Here is a 23774-nt window from a genome sequence, read left to right on the forward strand (position 1 = left end):
GTATCCTGATCGAGGCGCGCGGTTGACGTCGCAATGCATTCCGCTCTCGCGGGCGGGGACTCGGGGGTAGCCGTGACCGGTCGTGGTCGGCGAGACACGCGCCGCATCGCCGCGGCTGTGGTGGTCGCCGGCCTCCTCAGTGGGGTGGGCCTGTTCGCGGGTACCGGCGGGGACAGTGACGGCGACGGACTGTCTGACTGTGCGGAGCGCGCCAGCCTGCGCTCGACCAACGGCGAGATCTGGCGGACGAGCGCACACACGGCAGACACCGACGGTGACGGGATCCACGACGGCGACGAAGTCGTCGAGTCCTCCAGACCTTCGGGGTTCATGGGCGCGATCAAGGCCGTGTGGTCTTGCGACGGACCTACCTACAGAGCACTCTCTCTCCCGGACCGCATCGACAGTGACGACGACGGACTGGATGACGCCGTGGAACTGAGCGACGGGAGCAGTGCCTTCGACGTCGACTCCGATGACGACGGGCTGTCAGATCAAGGGGAGCGCGATTGGGGCTCCGACGCCAATGTCGCCGACACCGACGGCGATGGGCGCCGGGATGGTGACGACGTCTCCGGTGGGGACAGCCCTGTCGTGGTCAAGGAACGGGTCGACCGTGAGTCGTGGATCCGCGAGTTCCAAGAAGGCGTGACGTGGGGTGACAACAGAGGCATCGACAGTGTCGCTCAACTCCTGGGTGCGATGAGCGTGAGCGCTGCCTCGGGCCTGCCTGTCGTGGGATGGGTCGCCGGTGCGGCCGCCGACCTCCGGGACATCGCCATCGATCTCCGGCAGCGCGAGTGGGCGTCTGCCTTGGCGACCAGCTCGGGGCTCCTGCCCTATGTCGGCGACACCGCCAAGGCCGCGGGCTACGTCAGCACGTTCGCGAAGCGATATCCGGGCCACGTCCGCACCGCGCTCACCGCCATCGCCCAGTGGGACAAGATCCCCATGACAGTTCGTGCGCGACTCATCGCTTTCGGCTTGGGCACCGGAACCGTGGCACAGCTTCACGTCTACGAGCTGAGCGACGCGGACATCGTGGCGCTTGCCAAGAAGGGCGCGAACCTGGCGAAGCTCGCCCGCGCGCTCAACAGAGCGGCAGGCGTCGTGCGAGCGAAGGCTTCAGACAGTCGCAAGCCCTCCACCGACCCGGCCTCAGCGGCCGAGGCCGGGGCTGTCCTCAGGACGCAGGTGCGCGAGCGGGCCGGGTCGGCTGCCGTGGCGGACTACCCGGTGTACGTCCGAACCGGACCGGTTGGCAGTCCCGGACGTCTGGTCGATGCCTGTTCGAACTGCTTCCCGCGTCCCCTCGCGGGCCACTCGGAGCTTCGACTCGCCCGCTACGGTCCGCAGCACTTCTCCGCCACAATCCAGAGCCAGATAGACCGCGACACACAACTGGCACGGGACGGATACACCGTCGAATGGCATCTGTTCCTGAGCAACGAGACCGACGTCGATCCACGCCTCCTGGACGCGTTGAGTCGAGGCGACGTCCCATACGTCGTGCACCTGCCTCTCTGACCCAGACCGCAGACGTCGAAACGTAGTCGTGAGTCCGCGCCACGCCTGAGGCGATTCAGCACACTGGGTTCCGTGACGGCATACGGCATGTAGCGTCGCCGCGTCGGGGTGGGCTATCACGAGGAGTCTGTTGTGGAGAACGAGATCGAGCTTGTTGCGGACAGCCATGGGGTGGCCATCATCGGCGAGCAGGGCGCCGTGGACCTGTTTCTGCAAGAACAGGGACTCGAGGCGCGTGAACTCGGACTGCCGCGGATCCATAAGGTCTTGGCAGCCAGTGCAGGCGTCGCCCAGGCCAGCTCGGAGATGGCCGCCAACTCGGGCCGGTGGGTCAAGCTCACCGAGGACTCCGCCAAGAAGCTCAGGCACAGCCAGTTGATGAGGGGCAGCAGCACCGACTCCGTGCGGGCTGTCCTCACAGAGAAGGGGAAGGTCAAGGGCATCCTCGAGTTCTCCAAGGGCTCGGTCGGCCGTAACCCCGCCGCCCTCGCGGGAGTCGCGGGAATCATGGCTCAGGTGGCCATGCAGCAGGCGATGGAGGAGGTGACCGACTACCTGGAGCGCATCGAGGCCAAGGTCGACGACGTCCTGCGTGCCCAGACCGACCAAGTGCTGTCTCGCATGATCGGAGTCGGGCTCGTCATCGACGAGTCGATGACGCTGCGGGACAACCGCGGACGCGTGGACGAAGTCACCTGGTCGAAGATCCAGACGGCACCGACGACGATCGCGGAGACCCAGGCATACGCGCTCCGACAGCTCGACCACCTTGCCGAGAAGATGGAGCAGCAGGGCAGCATCGCCGACGTGATGAAGGCGGCGGCGGAGGTCGACGCGAAGACGCGCGAGTGGCTCGCCGTGATCGCCCGCACCTTCCAGCTGCAGGACGCCGTCGCGGTGCTCGAGCTCGACAGGGTCCTCGATGCCTCACCGGCAGAGCTAGAGGGGCACCGCGCCGGACTGGAGGCCGCTCGCGTCCAGCGACTTGCCGTCATCGCGAGCACGACCGAACGGCTCGTCGGCCGGATGCAGGACGCCGCCACGAGAGCGAATACTCGCGTCCTCTTCAACCCTTTTCAGTCGCCGGCCGTCATCACGTCCAGCAACCACGTCCTGAGCTCGGTCGTCGAACTCAACGCCACGCTCGGCATCACCGGCGAGAAGCCGTCACACGAAGCACGTCGCTGGGCGGCTGCCGCGAGCGAGGTGCGTGACAAGGCTCTCGAGACCGGCGCCGGTGGCGTGGGCGTCGCCAAGCGACTCGGTTCCGAGTCGTTGGGTCGGGCTCGCTCCGTCGGCGGCAAGGTCACCGGTGGCCTGGCCGACAAGGCACGTTGGCGGCGGTCCGGATCATCCGACGACGCAACGTCGTGAGCGTCACTCGTCGCCCCGGTGCCGATGTGCCGACGCGGGCTTGACTTCGCTCCACGACCGTTCGCCGGTGGACGTCGGTGGTCCGCCCTAGCCTGAGAGCCATGTGGGAGCGACCAGAGGACCTGTGGCGGCGGCTCAAGCTCGGCCGTGAGGAGTTCCTCCAGCGCCTCATGACCACGCTCATCGTTGACGGTGACGCACCGCGGTGGAACACCCAGACCCGCCCCAGCGATCAGGGCATGCGCTTCCTCCGGCTGCTCGACGGTCTGGCGCACGGTCATGAGCCGCTGGAAGAATCTGCGCCCACGCCGGACGCCTTCGTGGACGAGTACCTCCTGCCCAAACTGGAGGAGTCCGCGGAGAACGGCTGGCCCGACTGGGGCGTGCTGTGGGCCGACCGAATCTGGATCATCGAGCTCAAGACCGAGCCCGGCAGTCACCGTTCAACCCAGCTGCCGTACTACCTGCGCCTCGCGGCGGCCGCGCACCCAGACCGAAGCGTGGACCTCACCTATATCACCGGGCCGCTGACCAAGCCTGCCCCCGAAGTCGCCGACGGTCAGCGGTACAGCCACGTGCAGTGGGGCGACGTGCTGCCTCTGGTCAAGACCGTGTGGGGCGAGGACAGTCGGCCGGAAGTGCGCGCATACGCCGACGCCGTGCAGGAGGTCGTCGGCAACCTTTCCGGGTTGCGCCCCATGGAGCAACGGGATGCCTTCCTTCACACGGTGGGTGTCGACGACGTCACTTCCGCGCCCGATCACGTCGACGCTGTGACTGCCACCGATGAGCCGCTCCTCGAACTGGCGCGCGCCACTGCTCAAGACGGACGACAGCGTGGCATCGGCGCAGGTAGTCCGGAGCAGCTCGTGTCGCTGCGAGAGGCGGCACGCGCAGCCATCGGGACGCTGCCCGCGGACGACTCGACGCGCTACGTCATGCCTTGGGTGTGGGACATCGCCACCTCTGGAGGCAGTGCCCTCACGCCCGAGGGGTCGGAGTTCGGTTACGAGCTTCGTTTCTCTCGATACAAGTCGGTTCAGATCAGGTTCTGACGGGAAACCACCCTCCAGCAGGTTTCAGGGCATCTCCGCTGGGGCTCTTCTACAGTCGATCGATCCAGGTGTCGCCGTCCCGACGGTCCCACGCGCTGGCGGCTACCTCTCCCGACTTCTTCCGCGCCACCAGTGCATCCAAGACCTGATTTGCTTCGGCGAACGTCAAGTCGCGAAGTGAGGACACCGACCGACCCGCCAACTCCTCGACGACGGACTGCCGCTCGCTCATGGTGACGAGCCCCAGATCGTCGAGCAGCTTGCGCAGTGACTTCAGTTGCCAGTCCGGCAAGCCCTCCGGCCTGGCTGTGGGCGGGGGGGCGTGAGCAGGTTGGAGGTCAGGAAAGAGAGCGCCGTCAGGCACCCCGCCAGACTAAGCGGCACTCCAGGTGCGTCCATTGCCCAGGCACGGTGGCGATCGCGTGCGGGTGAGTCCAGTGAGGAGCAAGCGGCGCTCAAGACCGTCCCGCCAGCCTCGTGGGCAGCAACACTCCCGTCCACGAAAGGCACGCCATGTCCGTCCCGACCATCCTTGTCCTCGGCTCGACCGGCCTCACGGGTCGGGAGGTCGTGCGCTCGCTCAACGAGCGCGGCGTCACCCCGCGAGTCCTCGTCCGTGACCCGGGCCGTCTCCGCCTGACGGACCACGTCGAGGTCCACCGAGGCGACCTTCGCGACCCGGCTTCCCTGCGCAAAGCGATGCGGGGCGTCGACACCGTCTTCCACATCTCCCCGCACGAGGCCGATGAGGTCGAGCTGACCCGCACCGTGCTCGACGCCGTCGAGGCCGAAGGCGCCCGACTCGTCTTCTCCGGCATCCACATCGACGCCTCCAACCGGCTCGCCAAGTGGGCGATGCGCACCGTCTACGGCCGGCTGCTCCCGCGCTACCGCGGCAAGATCTCGATCGGCCACATGGTCGAGACCTCCAACACGCGCCCGGTCGTCCTCGGCGTCGGCAACTTCATGCAGTGCGACGAGGCCCTCCTCGACGTCATCCGCGGAGGCCAGTTCGTCCTCCCGACCCACCCGAAGGGCCTGAACCGCGTCGACCTCAAGGACCTCGGTGACATCGTCGCCAACGTCCTGCTCGACCCGAGCATCCCCGCCGGCGCCTATCCCGTCTGCGGACCGCGATCGGTCACCGGAGCCGAGTGCGCCCGCACCTGGTCGCAGGCCCTCGGCGTCCCCGTCACCTACGCCGGCGACGACGACGATGCGATCGACGCCGCCCTCACCGCCCACCTCACCGGCTACCGCCTCGAGGACTGGAAGTCGTCGTTCAGGGCCCTGCGTGGCTTCGCCGTCAAGACCAAGAAGTCCGAGCTCGACGCCACGACGCGACTGCTCGGCCGCCCGCCGACCGACTTCACCGAGTTCGTCCGCCGCGTCGTCGACGAGCACGGACTCGCGCCGCGGCCGCAGGGCGCAACGGGAGCGGACGGCATACCGGCCGCTTCGCAGCCGGAAGGGGCACTGCGATGAGGCAGCTCGACCTCCCCGGCCAGACGCACGTCGCCGAGGGCCCGCACGACCACACCGGCATGTACGTCATGCACCACGCCTTCCGCCGCGACCTCGCGCGGTTCGCCGCAGCCGCGACCACGACACCGCTCGGCGATCCGGACACCTGGGCCGCGCTCGCCACCCGCTGGGGCCGGTTCTGCCACGTCCTCCACGAGCACCACCACGCCGAGGACACGGTCTACTGGCCCGTCCTCGACGCCGCCGCCACCGCTCGCGGGACCGACGCCGACCGCGCGGAGGTCGCGGCGATGAGTGACGAGCACGCCGAGATCGACCCGGCGCTCACCACTCTCGCCAGCGCCTGGAGCGCCATGGCGGACCACCCGTGCGACGACCACCGGCACGCGATCGAGATCCGGCTCGCCGGCCTGCGGGAGGTGCTCGGCGCCCACCTCGAGCACGAGGAGACCGTCGTCCTCCCGCTGGTCCAGCGCGTCATGACCGAGGACGAGTTCGCCGGCGTCGAACGCGAGATCCAGAAGGGCTACCGCCTGCGCGACACGCCCTTCATCATTGGCTGGGTCGTCGACGGCTTGCCGCCCGAGGCTCTCGAGCGCTTCTTCGCCTTCAGCGGTCCGCCCTTCAAGCTCCTGTATGCCGTGGCGCGCCGCTCGTACGCGCGTCGCGAGCAGCGGGCCTTCCGTCACGCCGGACTGGCCGGGGCACAGCGACACCCGGTGTGACAGCCATCAGTCAAAGGCCTCCGACCCGGCGAGCGCCGGCGGGCGGGTATCTCCCAGCTCGGTGACGAGCTGGGTGGGGCTCGCCCCGCTGAGGCTGTGGAAGTCGCGCACCAGGTGCATCTGGTCGTAGTAGCCGGCGCCGTGGGCGACGTCGAGCCACGACCGGCCCGGGTTGACGAGCTTGGCGTCGAGGGCGAACTGGAACCGGGCGATGCGCGCGAAGCGCTTGGGCGGCATACCGAGCTCCCGCTCGAACTGCCGCTCGAACTGACGGACGCTGAGCGAGGCCAGCCCCGCCATCTCCGCCACGGGCAGGCGACCGTGACCACGGAACGTGTCCATCGCGACGTGGGCGATCGTCGAGGGTTCGGCTGCGTGGAGCATGCGCAAAAAGTAGGTCTCGCACAGCCGGACGCGCTGCTCGAAGCTCGTGGCGTCGGCGAGGACGGACCAGAGGTCGTCGACCGTGGGGCCCAGCACGTCCGCCGCCGAGTAGGAACGGTCGGCCACGTGGTGCGTGGGGATGCCGAGCAGCCGCTGGAGCGCCGTGGGCTGGAGGAAGATCGCGAAGGACTCGACACCGGCGCCCAGGGTCAGAGTCGCGTTCGGGGAGCAGTGCGACCCCACGAGGGCGATGCGGTGGGCGGGCTCGCTGCTCCCGTCGCGGTAGTCGACGGTGAACAGCGAACCGAACTCGAACCCGAGGACCACCTCGAGCGAGGCCGGCACCCGCTGCACCACCGGGGCCTCGGCCGTGCCGGTGGTGCGCTGGGCGTAGGCACGGACGAGATCGCGGAGTGCTCGGCACGGCACGGCGGACTGGAGGGTGCCCATCGACCCTCCTCACCCGTCAGTGCGTCGGCAGACACGTCGCATTCGTCCTAGGCGAGGGCGTCCCGACACCTCGATAGTAGGGACGCCGACCCGCGGTCGGAGGCGGAATCCACATGACCGGACGGTCCACGCTCGGTCGGGCCGGAGCCGGGCGAGCTCGAGAGGGAGGGCACGGCGATGAGACGGACTGCCTGCATCGTGGCGGTCGGCGTGGCGGCACTCCTGGGTGGCTGCGGTGCGGACGGGGATGCTGCCACGAGCCCGTCCCCGTCGCCGCCGGCGTCGAGCGCGACGACGAGCCCTTCAGCGCCTCCGCTGTCCCTCGTGGCCATCGGCGACTCGATCCCCTTCAACAGCAAGGACGACTGCCCCAACTGCACGGCGTTCGTCTACCAGTACGGCGACGCGCTGGCCAAGGCGACCGGGCGCACGGTCCAGCCGAACAACCTCTCCGACCACACCGGGCTCACGCTTCCGCGGCTCCTGGACAACCTTGACTCCCTCTCCACGGACCTGGCCGCGGCCGACGCGATCATCGTGGGGATCGCCCACAACAGCATCGAGCTCGGCGCGGACACGCCCTGTGGCTCCTCGATCGACCCGGCCACCGGCGCCCTGAGCGACTGGTCGAAGGTCGACCAGGCGTGCGCCACGACGTCGGCCGCTGCCTCGCGCCCCCGCTACGACGAGCTGTTCGCCAAGGTCGCGGCGCAGCGCGCCGGCAAGCCCACGATCCTCATCGCCCTCAACAAGTACAACGACTGGGTCGGCTCGAGCACCCTCGGCCTCACCCCCGACCAGGCGAAGCGCACAGTCCTGATCCACGACGCGTGGAGCGCGATGATCTGCGACTCGGCCAAGGCCAACCAGTTCAGCTGCGCCGACATCTACCACGCGTTCAACGGCCCGACCGGTGAGAAGCCCAGTGGCGACCTGCTCGCCGGCGACTACACCCACCCGTCCCAGAAGGGGAACGACGAGATCGCGCGGGTCCTCGTCGACCTCGGCTTCGCCCCCCTGGCGTAGGACGCCGGCGACGCTAGAAGCCGAACTGACGGCGGTGTCCTGCAAATCGCTCGAGGTATGCCGTGAAGCCCCACTCGTGGGCCATCGCCTCACCTCGGTCGGCCGCGGCGACCGCCGCCGCTCGGTCCCCGGCAAGGGCGAGGGCCATCGCGAGGAAGCAGTCGATCGGCCCCTGGACGCTCGCGATGCCGGCGACGGCCATGCGGCCGGCGAGCGGTGCCAAGGCGTCGGCCAGCCGGCGCGACAGGTCGGCGTCACCTGCCGTGGCCGTCGCGAAGGCGAGGATGGCGAGGTCGAGCGACTGGCTCCAGTCCTCCGCGGGCAGCGGCGCGTTCGGCAACAGCCGCTCCAGCTGCCGGCGGTCCCCCACGACGGCGAGCAGCTGGAGGATCGGCGTGCGCGTGATGACGTCCTCCGCGTCGGGGTCGACGGCGAGGACCCCGTCGACCAGGGGCCGAGCGGCGACGGGGTCCCACCCGGACAGGGCGTAGGCGATGCCGAGCTCGATGTAGTCGGTGGCGGGGATGGACATCCGCACCCCCGTCATCGTGAGGAGCGCTGCCGCCTCCGCCGATCCGTCGCCTCCCCTCAGGATGGCGAGGCCGAGCTCGACGAACCTGAGGGCGAACTCGACGTATGACAGCCGCCGCCTCCGGGCGATGTCGAGCGCCCCGCGGCTCGCACTCTCCCAGGTCAACCGGTCACCGGCCTCGAGGGCAGCGCCGGCCATCCCCGTGAGCGCCACCGCCTCGGCAGCCGGGTCACCACTGGCGCGGGCGGCCTCGACCTCCTCGACCGAGAGGGCGCGCCTCCGGTCGAGCGACCGCGACCGCCACAGTGCGATGTATGCCGTCCGCGCGGCCCAGGCGAGCACGCTCGGCTCCGCGAGCCTTCGGGCGAGGGCCATGCCCTCGTCGACGAGGGCCTCGACCTCGGCGTCGGACCCGGGCACGTAGTAGAGCTGGGCGGCGAGCGCCAGCATCACCGTGCAGCGCTCGGCGGAGTCGTGGGGGTTGAGCCGGGCGAGCGTGGCCCGGAGGTCCTCGATGAGCTCCTGGTCGACGACGCCGTACTCCATCGGGGTCCAGACGGAGTAGCGCGTGAGGGCCGCGACTGCTGTGGCCACCCGCCCGGGGTCGTCGAGCGAGCGGGCGACGGCCACGGCGGCGCTGACGGCGGTCACGGCTTCACGCCACATCCCGGCACGCGCAGCTGCCTCGTTGAACTGCAGGAGGAGGTCGTAGCGCTCGACGGCCGTCCCGGACGGGTCGAGCGCGTGGGCGTCGAGCGCAGCCTGGACGAGGTCGGCCGCCTCGACGTTCGCGAAGTCGTCGGCGGCCAGAGCGGCCGCCGCGGCGGCAGCGGGCCAGGCGCTCGCGGCATACAGAGGGCCGGCGGCGAGCCAGTGGTGAGCGAGGTCGAAGGCCCGTTCGGCGGGGCTGGCTGCGGGAGGCGACGCCGCCAGCGTGCGGGCGATGCGCGCGTGCGCCCTCGCGACGCGGTTCGGAGTGGTCATCGCGAGGACCGCGTCCCGGGTCAGGGCGTGGTCGAAGGCGAGGATCCCGTTGCGGCTGTGGATGATCCCGGCCTCCTGCGCGGGCTCGAGCCGGTCGAGCAGGGCGTCGGGATCGAGGTCCGCGACGCGGGCGAGCAGCAGCGGAGGGTGGCGACGACCCAGCGCCGCGGCGAGGAGCAGCAGCTCGCGCACTGCTTCGGACAGGTCACCGAGGCGGTGCCGCACGACGGCCTGGACGCTGGCCGGGACCTCACCGTTGACCCGTCCGTCGTGCCCCGCGAGCCGGGCGAGCTCGACGAGGAAGAAGGGGTTGCCGTCGGTCCGGTCGCGCCACTCCTCCACCGCGGAGGCGTCGATCTCCTCACCGAGGACCGACGTGACGAGGTCGTGGGCCTCGCTGGCCGCCAGGCCCTCCAGCTCGAGCGTGCGCGCTCCGTGCCGCGCCAGGACCGCGTCGAGCTCGGCGAGGTCAGCGCCGGCCGGGGCGACCGGCCGGCGGGTCGCGACGACGGCCACGTGGTCCCCGGGCTGCAGGCCGGCGACGACGTGCGCCAGGCAGCGCAGGGTCGGGGTGTCGGCCCAGTGGAGGTCGTCGAGGACGACGAGCAGCCCGCCGTCCTCGGCGGCCTCCCGCAGGGCGCGGGCGATGGCGTCGTGGGTGGCGAAGGCCCGCTCGGCGGCGGCTCCGTCGGCGCCGTCCTCGTGGGAGAGCTCTGGCGGCGTGGGGACGTCGAGCCAGGCGAGGAGCTGTCGCCAGGGCCACAGGGGCGGGGCCCCGTCGTCCGCCGAGCAGGTGCCGGCCGCTGCGGTCATGCCCCGGCTCGTCGCCTCGGCGACCGCCCAGTCGAGGAGTCGCGACTTCCCTGCTCCGGCCTCTCCGACGACCCGGAGGGCACCAGGCCGACCTCGGGAGGCAGCGGTGAGCAGGTGGCTGATGGCGTCGCGCTCCCGCTGTCGACCGACGAGTGGCCACTCGTCGGGCTCCGTCGAGCCGGCACGTGACACCAAGGGCTGCGCCGACGTCGGCGTGGGCAGCGACGGGACCGGCGGCGCCTCCTCCACCACGGGACGCGACGGCGGCAGCCAGCCGGTGAGCACGGCCTCGTCCTGCCGGAGAACGGCGGACTCGAGCTCCCGGACCTCCTGGCCGGGGTCCAGCCCGAGCTCGTCGTCGAGGAGTCCCCGCAGCCGTCGGATCGCGGCGAGCGCCTCGGCCTGGCGCCCCGCCCGAGCCAGCGCGAGGGCGTGCAGCGACCAGCCACGCTCGCGGAGCGGGTCCCGGGTGGTGGCCTGCTCGGTCAGGGCCAGGACCGTGGCGTGCTCCCCGAGCGCGAGGAGCCCGAGGGCGAGGTCGTCGCTGGCGGTCGTGCGCAACCCTTCGAGGGCCGTCCGCTCGGCGAGGACGTCGGGGTGGTCGGTGAGGTCGACGTACGGGGTGCCCCGCCACGCGCGCAGCGCCTGTTCGAGCCCGTCGACCTGCTCCTCGACCTCGTCACGCCCGGGCCAGCGGTCGTCCGGCCCCGTCGTGAGCTGCGAGGCGAGCGGGTCGAGGACGCGGTGCCGGGCGCGGACCCCGTCGACGAACACGGTCGCGTCCACGGCGCCCCGGGGGAGGGCGAGCCGGTAGCCGGCATCCGAGGTGAGCAGGATCGTCGGCCTGGCGCGCGGCTCCAACCCGGGCTCGAGCAGCCGTCGCAGGCCCGAGACGTACGAGTGCAGGGTGCCGAACGCTCCGGGCGGCGCCTCGTCGCCCCACATGAGGTCGACGAGGCGGTCCGCGGAGACGACCGTGCCGAGGTCCAGCGCCAGGGCCGCGAGGAGCGCACGACGCTTGCGCGCCGCGATGGCGACGGGTCCGTCGAGCCCGTCGAGCGCGGTCGTCCCGAGGACGCTGACCTGCACCGACACGGCCGTCACGTTACTGACCGCGACGACCGGGGGTCGGGGATTCCCCAGATGGTCGGGGCCGGCGCCGGCCCGCCCGAGGTCGCTCACGACGCACGCAAGCCGGGCCCAAGCAGCCGCGAGCATTCTGGCCGAGGCGACATCGCCCCGGGCAGACCCGGACCCGCGCACTCGCCTCAGCACTCGAAAGGACCGCCATGACCCTCGCCCCCACGCCGACCGCCCCGGACCGCCGCGTCCTCCTCGCCGTCGCGGTGCTCGCCGCGGTGTCGCTGGGTGGAGCGTTCGTCTCCGTCGCCGGCGGCCTCGCCGACACGGTCCTCGACGCCATGGGACCCACCGGCCGTCTGTCGATCCCCCTCCCGATGATGCTCGCCCAGCTCGTTGCCGCCGCTGTCGCGTCCGGGCGACGTCGCCGGCCCGCCCTCGCCGCGAGCGCGCTGCTCACGATCGTCGCGCCGGTCTGCATCGCGTCGGGGTTCTTCGACGGCGGCTACGCCGACCCCGCGAGAACCGGCGCGCACACGGCATACCAAGGTCTGCTCGTGGCGATGATCGCCGTCGTCGGCGGGGTCGCCGCACGTCGGTTCTCCCGGCTGCGACAGGGAGGGGAGGTGCCGACTCGCGACGTCCTCACCCCCTCCGGTGCCAGCGCACCGGGCCGGCTCGGATCGGGGACGTCTGCGGATCACTCGGCGTGAACCCTCGCTCACGGCGGACGTGGGCGGGACTGACGGGCTTCCGGCGGGTGATGCGCTCGTCGTAGCCGGATCGGAGGTCCGGGTCCCCGAGGATCGCGTATGCGGCGATGGCGCGTTGGAGCGTCGCGTCGGAGGCCGCGTCCCCCGGCGCCCGGGTGTCGGGGTGGTTCTGGCGCATGAGGGAGCGGTAGGCACGCCGGACCTGCGCCGGGGTCGCCTGAGGCGTCAGACCCAGAGCGCGGTAGAGGTCGCCTTCATCGCTGGTCACGATGCGCCGGACGTTCCTTCCTGCCGCGGTCCGCCCCCGATGGCCACACCGGACCCGAGGGAGGCCTCGCCTGGGCCGCGAACGGGTACGCCGTCAAGGCGCGGGCGCCGCGCAGGCGGCGTCGGGCGCGTGGCACGAACGCGACCCAGACGAGGGGTCTCGGGTGTCCGCCCGGCGAGGGGCGGTGCGGGTCACGAGCTGATGGACTTCTGACCCTCATTGCTGCTGCTGATCTCGATCTTGCGCGGCTTGGCCTGCTCGACAATCGGGATGGTCAGCGTGAGGACACCGTTGTCGTAGGCCGCCTCGATGCGCTCGGTGTCGAGGCTCTCCCCGAGGACGAGCTGGCGGCTGAAGACCCCACGCGGACGCTCGGCCGCGAGAAGCTCCGCGTCGCTAGCCCGGTTCGGACGCTCGGCCCTGATGGTGACGACATTGCTCTCGGCATCGATGTCGATCGAGTCCAGGTCCACTCCGGGCAGGTCGAACTCGACGTGGAAGCTGTCGCCGTCGCGCCACGCGTCCATCGGCATCGCCGCGAGCTGGGCGAGCCTGCCCTGCGGAGCGAGGAGCTGCTGGGTCAGTCGGTCCAGTTCACGGAACGGGTCGGTTCGCATGAGCATCGTGGTCACCTCCGTGGCGTTTTCTTCCTGTGGACGAGCGGGTGCCACCGGCCTTGAACCTGTGGCAACCGCTATAGATTTTTTCTAGCACCACCGGCATAGTGGTGCAAGTGGCAGAGCGAAAGTCATCTCGGAAGGATCGGCGCACGATGACCACCCGCGCTCCTGACGGCGACCGCGGCGTCTACGGCATCTCCGTGGCCGCCGACCTCGTCGGCATGGGGGTGCAGAACCTCCGGCTCTACGAGGCCAGAGGCCTGCTCACGCCCCAACGAAGCAACGGCGGCACCCGCCGCTACAGCGCGAACGACCTCGACCGGCTGCGCCGCATCGGGGACCTGCTCGGGGCAGGGCTCAACCTCGCGGGCATCGCCATGGTCCTGTACCTGGAGGCGGAGAACGCTCGGCTGCGCAAGAGAGGGAGGCCCACGCATGGCTCGAACTGACGACACCCCACTCGACCGCGTCGTCCCGGAGGTCGACCGCGTCGAGCAGGAGCAGCCGGCCGACCCGAGGGTCATCGTCGACGAGGAGTGGCCGGCCCCCGAGAGCCGGGACGCGGACGAGGCCGACCGCTTCGACCAGGCGCAGGACGTGGTGGGCGACCCCGACGAGGAGTACGAGCCCGACCCCGCCTGACCGCTCGTCGGCCGGCGGTCACGCTCTCTCCCCGGCCGAGGAGGTATGCCGGTCAGTCCAGGGTGAAGGCCATCGGCCGGCCGGGTGGGTCCTCACCGACGCGACCGTCGATCGCTTCACGGAGGAGGTCGGCGTGGCCGGTGTGCCGGCCGTACTCCTCGATCATGTCGACGAGCAGTCGCCGCAGCGTGACCTCGTGGCCGTCGCCGTCAGGGTAGGTGGCTGCGAGGCCGCTCGGGCCGAGCGCGGCGCGGACCGCGCGCCGCGACCTGTCCGTGGCCGAGTCCCACAGCGCATAGAGCGTGTCGGCCGGGTCGAGGTCGGCGGACTCGAACGCCCACTCCGAGCGCGTCTCGGCGTCGATGTCCGCCCACGGCGCCGGCACCTCGTGGTGAGCCAGGTCCCGGGTGAAGTTCAGGTCCTCCATCCAGGCGAGGTGCTTGAGAAGCCTGGCCAGGGAGAGCTCGGACGAGGGGAGCCGCTGCCTCAGCTGCTCGGCGGTGAGGTCGGCGCACTTCCAGTGGAAGGTGGCGCGCTGCCGCTCGAGCGACCCCAGCAGGGTGACGACCTCGTCACCCACGGGCGGTGGCTCCGGGAAGCCGGGTGTCGGTGGTCCACTCATGGAAGCACCGTAGGACGGGTTCCGGACGATCGGCTTCCTGGGCTCGTCAGGTGGGGCTGGGGCTCGGGGTCAGGGTCGGGGTCAGAGGGGTCGGGGACAGCATGGGCGTGCTGCTGGGCGAGGCGGACGGGGTCGGGCGGGGCGTGGCCGACGCCGAGGGCTTGGTCTTGGGCTTGGGACCGCGCGGCGGCGCGGTTTTGTCCTTGGGGCCGGCCTGCGGGGGCTTGTCCTTGCCCGACGAGCCGGCCTTGCCGTCCTCGGTGGCGTCGTCGGACTTGCCGGGTTTGGGTCCGTTGCCCGGGTGGGGCACCGCGGCGCAGAAGGCCTCGACCTTGTCCTCGCCGCCGGCGGCGGCCGCGAGGTTGCGCATGGCCACGGAGCCCTTCGCCCGTTCGACGCCGTCGTCGTGCTTGTGGTGGTTGGACCAGGCCCGGCACAGTCCGAACTTGGCCGGACCGTTGGCGTCAGGGCCGACGCCGCGGTCCGACGGTTTGGGAGTCGGACTCGGGCTGGTGGAGGGCGTGGCCGGAGTGATCGTCGACGGCGCGGCCGGCGGGCGGGTGGCCGACCAGGCGACCACGGCGGTGCCGCCCAGTCCGATGGCGATGCCGGCGACGGCCGCCCCGGCCCGGGCACTCATGAGTGGGCTGAGCACAGGGATTCTCCTCGTCAGGGGGCTGGGCGTCGTCACCAGGACGGACGCGGCGGTGGCACGGAACAGCGCGAGCGGCTCGGCAAGGCCGGGTGGCGACCAGGACCGCGAGACGGGCGCGACGTCGACCCTGGTCCACGGCCCGACGTCGAGCGGTCGTGAAGACCCAGGCGCGCCAACAGATCTCGTCTCTCCGGAACGCATGCAGGCCCTTGACCACTGACAGCCACGTCTCGGTCGCCACGTCGTCGGCGGGCTCACGGGTCACGACCAGGTAGCGGACGAGTGCGGGGTTGAGGTCACGCCACAACATCGCGAAGGCGGCCTCGTCACCCTCGCGGGCACGGGCCAGCACGGTGGCGAACTCCCCGCCGATCACCCGCCAAGTGTGGAGCCCCCGGCCCAGGGTGCGTGAGCGTTTCGCGGTTCGCCGTCACACCTGGTCCCGTTCGCGCGTCAGTGGGGTGACCGATCACCGTGGAAGGGTGGACGCCGTGGACCAGACGGAAGCGTTCCTGCTCGAACGACCACGGCTCGTGGCGATCGCGAGCCGCGTCCTCGACGACCACGCCGAGGCGGAGGACGTCGTGCAGCAGGCGTGGCTGCGGCTGCACCGGACGGACACCGAGATCGAGAGCCTGCCGGCGTGGCTGACGACCGTCACCACCCGACTCTGCCTCGACCGGCTGCGCTCGCGCACCCCCGTGCCCGTGGCCGACGTCGAGCTGAGCGAGACGGTCACCGACCCGGCCGACGACGTCGCCCTCGCCGACACGGTCGGCCTTGCCCTGCAGGTCGTGCTCGACCGGCTCGGTCCGCGAGAGCGGGTCGCATTCGTCCTCCACGACAGCTTCGGCTTCGAGTTCTCGACCATCGCGGCGGTCCTCGACACGACCCCGGCGGCCGCGCGCAAGCTGGCCTCGCGGGCGCGCGCCAAGGTCGCGCAGCCGCGACCCGAGGACCACCTGGCCGACTGGGAGGTGGTCGACGCGTTCATGGCCGCGGCGAAGAACGGCGACTTCGACCGGTTGCTGCGCCTGCTCGCGCCCGATGCCGAGGTGACCGCGGACGACGCCGCGGTCCTCATGGGCACACCGCGGCAGATCGACGGCGCGCACGAGGTGGCGACGTTCTTCAACGGCAGCGCCCAGGCCGCGCTCCCGGTCTTCCTCGGCGACCGGCCCGGCACCGCCTGGTTCCAGCGTGGCGCGGCCAGGGTCATCTTCGACTTCACCGTCGTGGACGGCCTCGTGCGCGCCATCACCTTCCGCGCCGCGCCTGACGTGCTCTCCCGTGTCGTCCGCCGTGCCGGCGGGGAGCCCGCCACTGGTGGGCGCTCCGCCGCCCGATCCGGTCACACATCCCCCGAGCCGATCGTCAACACCCCAGAAGGCCATCAAGACCATCGAGAAGGAGACACCCATGAAGACCATGACCTGCCGTGACCTCGGAGGGCCCTGCGACCTTGAGCACCACGGAGACAGCGCCGACGACGTCATCAACGCCCAGGACCAGCACCTCAAGGAGGCGGAGGCTGCCGGGGACGCCACCCACCAGGAGGCTCGCGACGCGATGAAGAGCCGCTGGCGGCACCCCAAGAAGTCGCTGGGCTGGTACAACGACGCCAAGAGGGCCTTCGCCGCCCTCCCCGAGGCCTGAGCCCACTGCTTCAGCCGAGCCCGGTCCGTTCCGGTCCTCGCAAACGCGTGCCATGTCGCGCGTTTGCGAGGACCGGGATCGGGCACCCGGATGGCACGGGCCATCACCGCTGAAGCGACGACGGTCAGCGTCGTCGGCTGCTCAGCACCTCTGACGACGCGATCTTCAGGCGCCCGCCTTCGTCGACCAGTCGGAAGCTCGTGCGTTCCACGTCGACGCGGCCGTTGTCGCGCGTGTAGGTCAGGGTGGCAACGACCCGGTCCGGAGCCGTGGCCTCGACTCCGCTGACGGTCACGTCCCTGATCTCGCTCCAGAAGGCCTCGTAGGACCTCCGGCCGCCGGCGGTCCGGGTCTGGTAGGCGGCCGTCAACAACGGCCACGCGCCCGCCGTGTCACCGGGGAGCAGGGCGTAGTAGTCGGTGATCGCCGACGAGAGTCGTGACGTCGTGGCCGGGGAGGCTGGGGCTGCGGGGGACTGCGTCGTCGGGGCCGGTGTGGGGGTGGGCGCAGCCGTCGTCGGCGCGGCGGTCGTGGGAGCAGCCGTGGTCGGGGACACCGGCTCGGAGGTGGTCGGCTGGTCAGTGGGAGTGCTCTGGCCCGTGCTGGTGCTGTCCGCCTCGACGGTGTCACGGCCCGCGTCGTCGATGAGGGCGCTCACCATCACCCACACGAGCGCGGCCACGATCGCCGCGCCCCCGAGCAGGAGCCACGGTGAGCGACGTCGGCGGCGTTCCGTCGACGGACCAACGTCGGGCGCGGGCTGATCGGGGTGGGCGCGCTCCTCGTCGTCCTGCGGGTCCCACAGACGGTCCAGCTCCGACTCGGCCTGCGCCGGAACCACCGCCGCCGGCAGGACTGCGGTGGACGACAGCTGATCCTCCGGAACGACCACCGGAGCGACAGCATCGGCGTCGAGGTCGGCGAGCCGGAGGGTCACCTCCTCCATGGTAGGGCGCGCCTCGGGCTCCGAGGACAGCATGTCGAGCAGGAAGAGGGTCAGCTCACCGGCTCGGGACGGTGGGGACACCTGGGCCGCAGCCACCTTGTGGAGCAGCGCGATGGAGTTGCCCTCCGAGCCGAAGGGCGGCGAGCCCTCGAGGGCGGCATACAACGTCGAGCCCAGCGAGAAGACGTCGGCGGGGAACGAGGCGTCCTCGCCTCGGGCCACCTCCGGTGCCAGGTAGGCGGGCGTGCCGTGGATCATCCCGGTACGAGTGAGGGTGGCGTCGCCCATGGCGTGGGAGATGCCGAAGTCGCTGATGTGGGCCTTGCCGTCGGCGGTGATGAGGATGTTGCCCGGCTTGACGTCACGGTGGACGATCCCGAGCTGGTGGGCCGCAGTCAGCGCGGAGGCGACCTCGCCGCCGATCCTGGCCACCCGGCCCAGCGGCAGGGGTCCGCTGTCACGGAGCACCGCGGAGAGCGGGGTCGAGGGGACCAGCTGCATGACCAGGCACGGCTGCCCGTCGTGCTCGACCGCGTCGAACACCGGCACGGCATGGGGATGGTGCAGCCGGGCGGTGATGCGCGCCTCGCGCATGGCGCGGTCCTTCGCCAGCTCCGCCTCGGCCTCAGGGACACCCGGAAGGGCGTGCAGCTGCTTGATGGCCACGGCCCGCTCGAGACGCTCGTCCCACGCCTCCCAGACCACTCCCATTCCCCCGGTCGCGATCACCTTGACGAGGCGGTACCGCCCCGCGAGAAGGGCCTCCGGATCGCTCACCGACGATCTCCCTCCTGAGCTCACTGATCGAGCCTAAGGGCCGGATGGGCTGCGGGACGCCATGAGGAGAGGCCCAGATGTCGACCCACCCACCTCAGCGCTGTGAGGCTCCCGGCCTGTCGAGGTCACCCGCGAGCGGCGACGGAGGAGGGCCGGGTGGGTCGTGTCGCCGCAGGGGACTGTCCTCGAGCGCAAGCGTGCTCGCATCGACACGACCGGGCGACGCACGGTCGGCCGCACCGTGGAGCGTGACCGTGACGACCTGCACCCCCGCCTCCGGCTGGCTGACCGCGGCGTCACCGAGCCGACGCAGCATGGCGAGCGAGGCACGGTTGCTGGCATTGACGAGCGTGACGATCCGCTCGACACCGGGCGGTCGGTGACGCATGAGGACCTCCAGCAGGGCCGTGGCCACGCCCCGGCCGTGCCAGTCGTCCACCACCGTGACCGCGACGTCCGCCACGCTCGGGTCGTTGCGGTAGCGGATGATCCGCGCCAGCCCGACGGGCCGCTCTGTCCCGTCCGGCGTGATGACGAGCAGCACCAGGGCGACGTGGTCGACGCCGTCCACGTCACGGACCAGGTGGTCGAGCATGGTGTCGGTCAGGGTCGGGACTGCGGACAGGAACCGGTCGTACCGGGTCTCCGCGGAGAGGTGCTCGTACTCCTCCCGGAGGGCTTCCCGGTTGGCCGGGAGCAGCGGCACCACGAACGCCTCGGTGCCGTCACGCAGCCTCACCGGCGTCAGGTCATCCACGTGGCGTCACAGCGGGGACACCCAAAAGCGACCGATGGCGACCAACGCCGCGAGCACGGCCAGCACGAGCGGCGGCACGAACGTCTCCTTGCGACGGACGTGCGTCAGCACCGCACCCACCATGAGGAGGAACAGCCCGGTCGCGGCGGTCGGGACGAGCCACTCCGAGCCGTCGACGAACGCCGGGAGGACCAGACCGAGCGCCCCCAGCAGCTCGAGCACGCCGATGCCCTTCATCTGGCCGCCGGAGAAGTCCTCGACGTACGTCATCTGCTTCTCGTACAGCGCGTCCTTCGGCAGCATGATCTTGGCGACACCCGCCCCGAGGAACACGAGGGTCAGAAGTCCTGCGACGACCCACAGTGCGATGTCCATGATGCGTCCCGTCGTGGAGGGGAATCCTGCGCGTCACGCTACTGCCCTGCGTCAAGCCCGTCGCCCGAGGCCGCCCGACGTCGTCCTCACGCCCGTCAGCGCAGCGGGTCGAAGGGCAGCAGCTCGGCAGGCGTGATGCCGGTGGCGATGCGGTCTGCGAGCAGCTTCCCCGTGAGCGGGCCCAGGGCGATGCCCCACATCCCGTGGCCGCCGGCGACGAAGACGTGAGGAGCCTTCGTGGCGCCGATGAGGGGCAGCCCGTCCGCCGTGCAGGGTCGCGAACCGACCCACTCGTCCTCGCGACGGTCCAGGTCGGCACCGACGAGCAGGGGACGAGTGGCGTCGACGATCGCGTCGATGCGGCGGCGGTCCAGGGCGGCGTCGGGAGAACGGAACTCCATCATCCCGGCGACCCGCAGCCGGGGCCCGGCCGGCGTGTCGAGGGGGGTGCACGCCACGCGCTGGGCGGGGAAGTAGACCGGACCCGCCGGGACGCTGTCGCACTCGACGCTGAAGGAGTACCCGCGTCCGGCCTGCACCGCCTGCCGGACCCCGAAGGGCCGGGCCAGCCCACCCAGCCACGCGCCGTGCGCCAGGACCACGTCGTCGAATCGGTCCGTGGCCTTCACGGCCCCGGTGGTGGTGTCGGTCCGCGTCCGGACCCGAACCCCGTCGCCGAGCTCCTCGACCTCGGTCACGGTGGTGGCCTGGACGATGTCCCCACCGCGGTCACGCACGGCGGCAGATAGCGCCTCGAGGAATGCCGGCGGGTTGAGGTAGCGCTGGCCGTGCAGCCGGACGGCCGCACCGATCTCGGGAGAGAGCGACGGCTCCTCGCTGCGCACCTCCTGCCCGGTGAGGAGGTCGTACTTGACGTCCTGGCCGGCGGCCATGAGCTGCTCGAGCTCCGCGAGCAGCGCGGCCCTCTCCTCGGGAGTGCGGAAGCAGGCGAGGAACGGGTCGGCGAGGTGGGTCTGGGTGTCCACACCTCCGTGGGTGAGCTCGTCGAACGCGCCGAGCGCGAGGTGGTTCATCGGCGCGTAGGCCCGCATCCCCTTCACCCACCGACCGTGGGTGCTGTTCCGGGCGAACCGGGCGAGGAACTGCACCAGTCGCGGAGACGGAGGGAACGGGACGTAGACCGGCGAGGACGGGCTGAGCACGGCCTTCATCCCGTAGCCGAGCACCGACGGTTCGGGCAGGGGCGCCGTGAGGGCGGGCGTGAGCCAGCCGGCGTTCCCCCACGAGGAGCCGGCCGCGACGTGCTCGCGGTCGTAGACGGTGACGTGGAGGCCGAGCTGTTGGAGGAACCAGGCAGTGGACAGACCCACCATCCCGGCACCGACCACGGCGACGCGCTGTGACATGAGAGGAACCTTTGCGAGGAGAGAGAGGAGAGAGAAGAGGGGTGCGGCGCATGACGCCAGGGGCTCGCTCGACGGACCTGGGTCCGGGCGGGCGGGGCGACCGGGCTGGGCCGCCGGGGGCGCGCCGGGGCACCAGTGCGCCGGTGCGGGGCCGTCAGCCGAAGGGGTCAGGCGTGCGCGGGCGGGGCGCGGTCGACGCTGCGGCGCAGGACGTCGAGGCCGGTGATGCCACGGGCCTCTTCACTCGCGACCAGCGCGAGCAGCGCTGCACCGGAGGGCACGTGGGACGGCGCATGACGTCGCTCGACCGGGGTCGAGGTCGCCTCTGCCGCCGATGCCGCCATGCCAGCCACCCTAGGTGACCGTGGTGGGCGTGCGATCCGGGTACTCCTGCCACCATGGCCCCATGACCACCACGTCGGTCCAGTCTCGTGCGGCTCGAACCGGGTCGTGGGTCCGCGGCGCGGGCGCGGGGGCAGCCGCTTGGCTGGTCTTCTGGACCGCGCTGTCGATCCTGGGCTTCTGGTTCGTGCCCGGAGACACCCTCGGCCCGGACATCGCCGGCGACGTGGCGAACCGCGGGGGTACGGTCGACGCGCTGGCCGTGGAGGTGCACGTGTCGGGCACGGGTGCCGGCTCGTCCGTGGTCGACCGGGTGCGCGTGCTGACGTCCGAGATGGACCAGTGGCGCGAGCTGGACGCGCTCGCGGACGCGGACGCGCTGCCCGAGGACCGCGACTGGCCCGTGGGGTGGCAGGCGTCGACCGACGCGACCGGCTACGCGAGGCCGCTGCAGATCCTCGTCACGAACGACGCGACCGGCGCCGTGGAGCACGTCGTCGCTCAACGGGACGTCGAGTACTGGAGCCAGCGGCGGCATGACCCGCAGACCTGGTGGGCCGTCGGGATCGGATCTCTCCTCATCGGTGTCGGGGGAGCCGCCGGGTGGGCCGTCCGGTCCCAGCGGCGCCGCCACCGCTGAGATGTCGACGTCCAGGAGCGGCGCTGTGGAGCCGACGGTGCCCACGTCCACGACGTCGTCGGCGCGCCGGGTCGACGTGGTCGTCGTCGGCGGCGGACAGTCCGCCCTGGCGACGGGCTACTACCTGCGGCGGGCCGGGCTCGAACCCGAGACCGGCTTCGTGGTCCTCGACGCCGGCGCAGCACCCGGAGGCGCCTGGCGCCACACGTGGCCCTCCCTCACCCTCTTCTCGCCTGCGGAGTTCTCGTCGCTGCCCGGCTGGCGGATGCCGATGACCGGACAGTCCGGGATGCCTCCCGCCGCGCACGTCGTCGACTACCTGACTCGGTACGAGCAGCGGTACGACCTTCCGGTGCACCGTCCCGTCCGGGTGACGGCCGTGCGCGGAACCGGGCCTGGCGCCGACCGGCTGGCCGTGGAGAGCAGCGAGGGTGTGTACGAGGCCCGGGCCGTGGTCAGCGCCACCGGCACCTGGGGTCGCCCGTTCGTCCCGCACTACCCGGGCATGGAGAGCTTCAGGGGGCTCCAGCTCCACAGCGCGGGCTACGCCGACCCGGGCCGGTTCGCTGGGCTGCGCGTCGTCATCGTCGGCGGCGGCAACACCGGGGCCCAGCTCCTCGCCGAGGTCTCGTCGGTGGCCGAGACGACCTGGGTCACGCAGCGGCCTCCGGTGTTCCTGCCGGACGACGTCGACGGTCGCGCCCTCTTCGCCGTGGCCACCGCACGGCGCAAGGCGCTGGACACCGGCCTCGCGGACCCCGGTGGCGTGCGGGGCCTCGGCGACGTCGTCATGGTCCCGTCGGTCCGCGAGGCGCGCGACCGGGGCGTCCTCCACGCCTCACCGATGTTCGACCGGCTGACGCCGGAGGGGGTGGCCTGGGCCGACGGCACGCACCAGCCCGCGGACGCCATCGTGTGGTGCACCGGCTTCCGCCCGGACCTCGGTCACCTCGCCCCACTCGGGCTGCGCGGCCCGGACGGTCGCATCCCGACCGCCGGGACGAGGTCCCTCGTCGAACCGCGGTTGCACCTCGTCGGCTACGGCGACTGGACCGGCCCCGGCTCCGCCACCCTCATCGGGGTCGGTCGCACGGCCCGGGAGGCCGTCGACGAGATCACCGCGCTCCTCGGCTCCCGCACGTGAGAGCGGGTCAGGCCGGGCAGCAGGCGGCGCTTGGTTCCGGCGCGGGAACGGGCCGGGTGAGCCGTCCCACGGTCTCGCCCAACCGCGCGAGGAGGCCAGCGCGCTGGGGCCGGGCCGCCAGCACCTGAGCGAGAAGGGAGTGGCGGGCGGCATCCGCGAGCAGGTCGTCGCGGTGGGCCTGGGCCATCAGGCCGGTCACGTAGGGGTGCATGGTGTCGTCTCCTTCAGCAGCAGGCGGCAGCGGTCTGCTTCTCGGCGACCGCGACGTCGTCAACGGGGGTGGTGTCGGTGGTGGTGTCGGTCGTGGAGTCGGTGGCGCAGCACGTCCCGTCGCCGGCCACGTCGGACAGGTCGAGGCTGGTCTTCCCCTCGAGGTCGGGACGGGCGTCACCGGTGACGGTGTAGACCTCCCAGGGCTCGCTGCCGGGCCCGGTCACCCAGACCTTGTCCTGGACGGCGTAGCAGCAGGTGGTGTTGTCCTCGACGCGGGTGGCGAGCCCGGCATCGGCCAGCCGGGTGGTCGCCGAGGTGACGCGGTCGGTGGACTCGACCTCGACACCGAGGTGGTCCATCCGGGTGTCCTCCCCGGGCTGGCCCTCGAGCAGGACGAGCTTGAGCGGCGGCTCGGCGATCGCGAAGTTGGCGTAGCCGGGGCGCCGCTTGGCGGGGGTGGTGTCGAACAGCCGGGAGTAGAACTCGATCGAGGCGTCGAGGTCGGCGACCCGAAGAGCCAGTTGCACACGAGACATGGTGGTTCCTCCTGGAGAGATCGAGGTGTGTCTATGTCTCTTCACTTTGGCCCCAGACATCGGCAT

At 71.5% G+C, this 23774-nt stretch carries 27 protein-coding genes and 1 pseudogene; 13 read left to right on the forward strand and 15 right to left on the reverse strand.

Going from position 1 to position 23774, the window contains the following annotated elements:
* Positions 1-72: 72 nt before the first annotated feature.
* From AC3EU2_RS07110 to AC3EU2_RS07120, 3 genes are all read left to right on the forward strand, one after another.
* Positions 73-1527, forward strand: a complete 1455-nt coding sequence (locus AC3EU2_RS07110) for a hypothetical protein (protein WP_488179014.1) — start codon at positions 73-75, stop codon at positions 1525-1527.
* Between the two features lie 132 nt (positions 1528-1659).
* On the forward strand, positions 1660-2901 hold the full coding sequence (locus tag AC3EU2_RS07115; RefSeq protein WP_488179015.1) for a hypothetical protein: 1242 nt from the start codon (positions 1660-1662) through the stop codon (positions 2899-2901).
* 101 nt (positions 2902-3002) lie between these two features.
* A complete protein-coding gene (locus tag AC3EU2_RS07120) occupies positions 3003-3956 on the forward strand; it encodes a hypothetical protein (RefSeq protein WP_488179016.1) in 954 nt (317 codons plus the stop codon).
* Between the two features lie 49 nt (positions 3957-4005).
* On the opposite strand, the gene AC3EU2_RS07125 is transcribed toward AC3EU2_RS07120, so the two are convergent.
* The gene (locus AC3EU2_RS07125; RefSeq protein ID WP_488179017.1) at positions 4006-4320 is read right to left on the reverse strand and encodes a hypothetical protein; all 315 of its coding nucleotides are present in this window, start codon (positions 4318-4320) and stop codon (positions 4006-4008) included.
* A 149-nt stretch (positions 4321-4469) separates the two neighbouring features.
* Here AC3EU2_RS07125 and AC3EU2_RS07130 point away from each other — a divergent pair, with 149 nt between their 5' ends.
* Complete coding sequence (locus AC3EU2_RS07130) at positions 4470-5441, forward strand: SDR family oxidoreductase (RefSeq protein WP_488179018.1); 972 nt, start codon at positions 4470-4472, stop codon at positions 5439-5441.
* Entirely contained in the window at positions 5438-6166 is a 729-nt protein-coding gene (locus AC3EU2_RS07135) for a hemerythrin domain-containing protein (protein WP_488179019.1), read from the forward strand. The genes AC3EU2_RS07130 and AC3EU2_RS07135 overlap by 4 nt, the downstream gene beginning before the upstream one ends.
* Before the next feature lie 6 nt (positions 6167-6172).
* Here AC3EU2_RS07135 and AC3EU2_RS07140 read toward each other — a convergent pair whose 3' ends face one another.
* Positions 6173-7000 (reverse strand): helix-turn-helix domain-containing protein, encoded by an 828-nt coding sequence (locus tag AC3EU2_RS07140; protein WP_488179020.1) that lies wholly within the window; start codon positions 6998-7000, stop codon positions 6173-6175.
* Between the two features lie 177 nt (positions 7001-7177).
* Between AC3EU2_RS07140 and AC3EU2_RS07145 the strand changes: the two genes are divergently transcribed.
* Positions 7178-8026, forward strand: coding sequence for an SGNH/GDSL hydrolase family protein (locus AC3EU2_RS07145; RefSeq protein WP_488179021.1), 849 nt, complete (start codon positions 7178-7180; stop codon positions 8024-8026).
* Between the two features lie 13 nt (positions 8027-8039).
* Here AC3EU2_RS07145 and AC3EU2_RS07150 read toward each other — a convergent pair whose 3' ends face one another.
* Complete coding sequence (locus tag AC3EU2_RS07150) at positions 8040-11450, reverse strand: ATP-binding protein (RefSeq protein ID WP_488179022.1); 3411 nt, start codon at positions 11448-11450, stop codon at positions 8040-8042.
* Between the two features lie 194 nt (positions 11451-11644).
* Here AC3EU2_RS07150 and AC3EU2_RS07155 point away from each other — a divergent pair, with 194 nt between their 5' ends.
* Positions 11645-12148 carry a hypothetical protein gene (locus AC3EU2_RS07155; RefSeq protein ID WP_488179023.1) on the forward strand — a complete coding sequence of 168 codons (504 nt, stop codon included), beginning with the start codon at positions 11645-11647 and terminating at the stop codon, positions 12146-12148.
* Here the strand turns inward: AC3EU2_RS07155 and AC3EU2_RS07160 are convergent.
* Both AC3EU2_RS07160 and AC3EU2_RS07165 read right to left on the reverse strand, forming a co-directional pair.
* Positions 12081-12416 carry a J domain-containing protein gene (locus AC3EU2_RS07160; RefSeq protein WP_488179024.1) on the reverse strand — a complete coding sequence of 112 codons (336 nt, stop codon included), beginning with the start codon at positions 12414-12416 and terminating at the stop codon, positions 12081-12083. The genes AC3EU2_RS07155 and AC3EU2_RS07160 overlap by 68 nt on opposite strands.
* Before the next feature lie 191 nt (positions 12417-12607).
* Positions 12608-13039, reverse strand: coding sequence for an Hsp20/alpha crystallin family protein (locus tag AC3EU2_RS07165; protein WP_488179025.1), 432 nt, complete (start codon positions 13037-13039; stop codon positions 12608-12610).
* 149 nt (positions 13040-13188) lie between these two features.
* On the opposite strand from AC3EU2_RS07165, the gene AC3EU2_RS07170 reads away from it, so the two are divergent.
* Together AC3EU2_RS07170 and AC3EU2_RS07175 are read left to right on the forward strand one after the other, a co-directional pair.
* The gene (locus AC3EU2_RS07170) at positions 13189-13485 is read left to right on the forward strand and encodes a MerR family transcriptional regulator (RefSeq protein ID WP_488179026.1); all 297 of its coding nucleotides are present in this window, start codon (positions 13189-13191) and stop codon (positions 13483-13485) included.
* The gene (locus AC3EU2_RS07175; protein ID WP_488179027.1) at positions 13472-13678 is read left to right on the forward strand and encodes a hypothetical protein; all 207 of its coding nucleotides are present in this window, start codon (positions 13472-13474) and stop codon (positions 13676-13678) included. Before AC3EU2_RS07170 ends, AC3EU2_RS07175 begins: the two co-directional genes overlap by 14 nt.
* A 52-nt stretch (positions 13679-13730) precedes the next feature.
* Here the strand turns inward: AC3EU2_RS07175 and AC3EU2_RS07180 are convergent, their stop codons facing one another.
* From AC3EU2_RS07180 to AC3EU2_RS07190, 3 genes and pseudogenes are all read right to left on the reverse strand, one after another.
* Positions 13731-14300, reverse strand: coding sequence for a mycothiol transferase (locus AC3EU2_RS07180; protein WP_488179028.1), 570 nt, complete (start codon positions 14298-14300; stop codon positions 13731-13733).
* A gap of 46 nt (positions 14301-14346) precedes the next feature.
* Complete coding sequence (locus AC3EU2_RS07185; protein ID WP_488179526.1) at positions 14347-14955, reverse strand: hypothetical protein; 609 nt, start codon at positions 14953-14955, stop codon at positions 14347-14349.
* A gap of 121 nt (positions 14956-15076) precedes the next feature.
* Positions 15077-15265: pseudogene (locus tag AC3EU2_RS07190) on the reverse strand (sigma factor); the annotation flags it as partial.
* A gap of 181 nt (positions 15266-15446) precedes the next feature.
* On the opposite strand from AC3EU2_RS07190, the gene AC3EU2_RS07195 reads away from it, so the two are divergent.
* Both AC3EU2_RS07195 and AC3EU2_RS07200 read left to right on the forward strand, forming a co-directional pair.
* Positions 15447-16397 (forward strand): sigma-70 family RNA polymerase sigma factor, encoded by a 951-nt coding sequence (locus AC3EU2_RS07195; protein WP_488179029.1) that lies wholly within the window; start codon positions 15447-15449, stop codon positions 16395-16397.
* A complete protein-coding gene (locus AC3EU2_RS07200) occupies positions 16375-16611 on the forward strand; it encodes a DUF1059 domain-containing protein (protein WP_488179030.1) in 237 nt (78 codons plus the stop codon). Before AC3EU2_RS07195 ends, AC3EU2_RS07200 begins: the two co-directional genes overlap by 23 nt.
* A gap of 124 nt (positions 16612-16735) precedes the next feature.
* Here the strand turns inward: AC3EU2_RS07200 and AC3EU2_RS07205 are convergent, their stop codons facing one another.
* The 5 genes from AC3EU2_RS07205 to AC3EU2_RS07225 all read right to left on the reverse strand — a co-directional run bounded on the left by AC3EU2_RS07205 (position 16736) and on the right by AC3EU2_RS07225 (position 21177).
* The gene (locus tag AC3EU2_RS07205; RefSeq protein WP_488179031.1) at positions 16736-18334 is read right to left on the reverse strand and encodes a serine/threonine-protein kinase; all 1599 of its coding nucleotides are present in this window, start codon (positions 18332-18334) and stop codon (positions 16736-16738) included.
* Between the two features lie 94 nt (positions 18335-18428).
* Positions 18429-19073, reverse strand: coding sequence for an N-acetyltransferase family protein (locus AC3EU2_RS07210; RefSeq protein ID WP_488179032.1), 645 nt, complete (start codon positions 19071-19073; stop codon positions 18429-18431).
* A 24-nt stretch (positions 19074-19097) separates the two neighbouring features.
* The gene (locus AC3EU2_RS07215; protein WP_488179033.1) at positions 19098-19466 is read right to left on the reverse strand and encodes a DoxX family protein; all 369 of its coding nucleotides are present in this window, start codon (positions 19464-19466) and stop codon (positions 19098-19100) included.
* A 95-nt stretch (positions 19467-19561) separates the two neighbouring features.
* Positions 19562-20833, reverse strand: coding sequence for an NAD(P)/FAD-dependent oxidoreductase (locus AC3EU2_RS07220; RefSeq protein ID WP_488179034.1), 1272 nt, complete (start codon positions 20831-20833; stop codon positions 19562-19564).
* Between the two features lie 167 nt (positions 20834-21000).
* Entirely contained in the window at positions 21001-21177 is a 177-nt protein-coding gene (locus AC3EU2_RS07225) for a hypothetical protein (protein WP_488179035.1), read from the reverse strand.
* A gap of 62 nt (positions 21178-21239) precedes the next feature.
* Between AC3EU2_RS07225 and AC3EU2_RS07230 the strand changes: the two genes are divergently transcribed.
* Both AC3EU2_RS07230 and AC3EU2_RS07235 read left to right on the forward strand, forming a co-directional pair.
* On the forward strand, positions 21240-21815 hold the full coding sequence (locus AC3EU2_RS07230; RefSeq protein ID WP_488179036.1) for a hypothetical protein: 576 nt from the start codon (positions 21240-21242) through the stop codon (positions 21813-21815).
* A 37-nt stretch (positions 21816-21852) separates the two neighbouring features.
* Complete coding sequence (locus AC3EU2_RS07235) at positions 21853-22959, forward strand: ArsO family NAD(P)H-dependent flavin-containing monooxygenase (RefSeq protein ID WP_488179037.1); 1107 nt, start codon at positions 21853-21855, stop codon at positions 22957-22959.
* 7 nt (positions 22960-22966) lie between these two features.
* Here AC3EU2_RS07235 and AC3EU2_RS07240 read toward each other — a convergent pair whose 3' ends face one another.
* The gene (locus tag AC3EU2_RS07240; RefSeq protein WP_488179038.1) at positions 22967-23170 is read right to left on the reverse strand and encodes a hypothetical protein; all 204 of its coding nucleotides are present in this window, start codon (positions 23168-23170) and stop codon (positions 22967-22969) included.
* 13 nt (positions 23171-23183) lie between these two features.
* Positions 23184-23708, reverse strand: coding sequence for an ArsI/CadI family heavy metal resistance metalloenzyme (locus AC3EU2_RS07245; RefSeq protein WP_488179039.1), 525 nt, complete (start codon positions 23706-23708; stop codon positions 23184-23186).
* Between the last annotated feature and the right edge of the window lie 66 nt (positions 23709-23774).

The organism is Knoellia sp. B-D-2 (genome assembly GCF_057714695.1).

Coding starts and splice junctions, on each gene's coding strand:
- AC3EU2_RS07170 (WP_488179026.1), top strand. CDS start 13,189: ATGACCACCCGCGCTCCTGACGGCGACCGCGGCGTCTACGGCATCTCC.
- AC3EU2_RS07155 (WP_488179023.1), top strand. CDS start 11,645: ATGACCCTCGCCCCCACGCCGACCGCCCCGGACCGCCGCGTCCTCCTC.
- AC3EU2_RS07140 (WP_488179020.1), bottom strand. CDS start 7,000: ATGGGCACCCTCCAGTCCGCCGTGCCGTGCCGAGCACTCCGCGATCTC.
- AC3EU2_RS07200 (WP_488179030.1), top strand. CDS start 16,375: ATGAAGACCATGACCTGCCGTGACCTCGGAGGGCCCTGCGACCTTGAG.
- AC3EU2_RS07245 (WP_488179039.1), bottom strand. CDS start 23,708: ATGTCTCGTGTGCAACTGGCTCTTCGGGTCGCCGACCTCGACGCCTCG.
- AC3EU2_RS07220 (WP_488179034.1), bottom strand. CDS start 20,833: ATGTCACAGCGCGTCGCCGTGGTCGGTGCCGGGATGGTGGGTCTGTCC.
- AC3EU2_RS07165 (WP_488179025.1), bottom strand. CDS start 13,039: ATGCTCATGCGAACCGACCCGTTCCGTGAACTGGACCGACTGACCCAG.
- AC3EU2_RS07180 (WP_488179028.1), bottom strand. CDS start 14,300: ATGAGTGGACCACCGACACCCGGCTTCCCGGAGCCACCGCCCGTGGGT.
- AC3EU2_RS07145 (WP_488179021.1), top strand. CDS start 7,178: ATGAGACGGACTGCCTGCATCGTGGCGGTCGGCGTGGCGGCACTCCTG.
- AC3EU2_RS07130 (WP_488179018.1), top strand. CDS start 4,470: ATGTCCGTCCCGACCATCCTTGTCCTCGGCTCGACCGGCCTCACGGGT.
- AC3EU2_RS07175 (WP_488179027.1), top strand. CDS start 13,472: ATGGCTCGAACTGACGACACCCCACTCGACCGCGTCGTCCCGGAGGTC.
- AC3EU2_RS07240 (WP_488179038.1), bottom strand. CDS start 23,170: ATGCACCCCTACGTGACCGGCCTGATGGCCCAGGCCCACCGCGACGAC.
- AC3EU2_RS07225 (WP_488179035.1), bottom strand. CDS start 21,177: ATGGCGGCATCGGCGGCAGAGGCGACCTCGACCCCGGTCGAGCGACGT.
- AC3EU2_RS07120 (WP_488179016.1), top strand. CDS start 3,003: ATGTGGGAGCGACCAGAGGACCTGTGGCGGCGGCTCAAGCTCGGCCGT.
- AC3EU2_RS07230 (WP_488179036.1), top strand. CDS start 21,240: ATGACCACCACGTCGGTCCAGTCTCGTGCGGCTCGAACCGGGTCGTGG.
- AC3EU2_RS07135 (WP_488179019.1), top strand. CDS start 5,438: ATGAGGCAGCTCGACCTCCCCGGCCAGACGCACGTCGCCGAGGGCCCG.
- AC3EU2_RS07215 (WP_488179033.1), bottom strand. CDS start 19,466: ATGGACATCGCACTGTGGGTCGTCGCAGGACTTCTGACCCTCGTGTTC.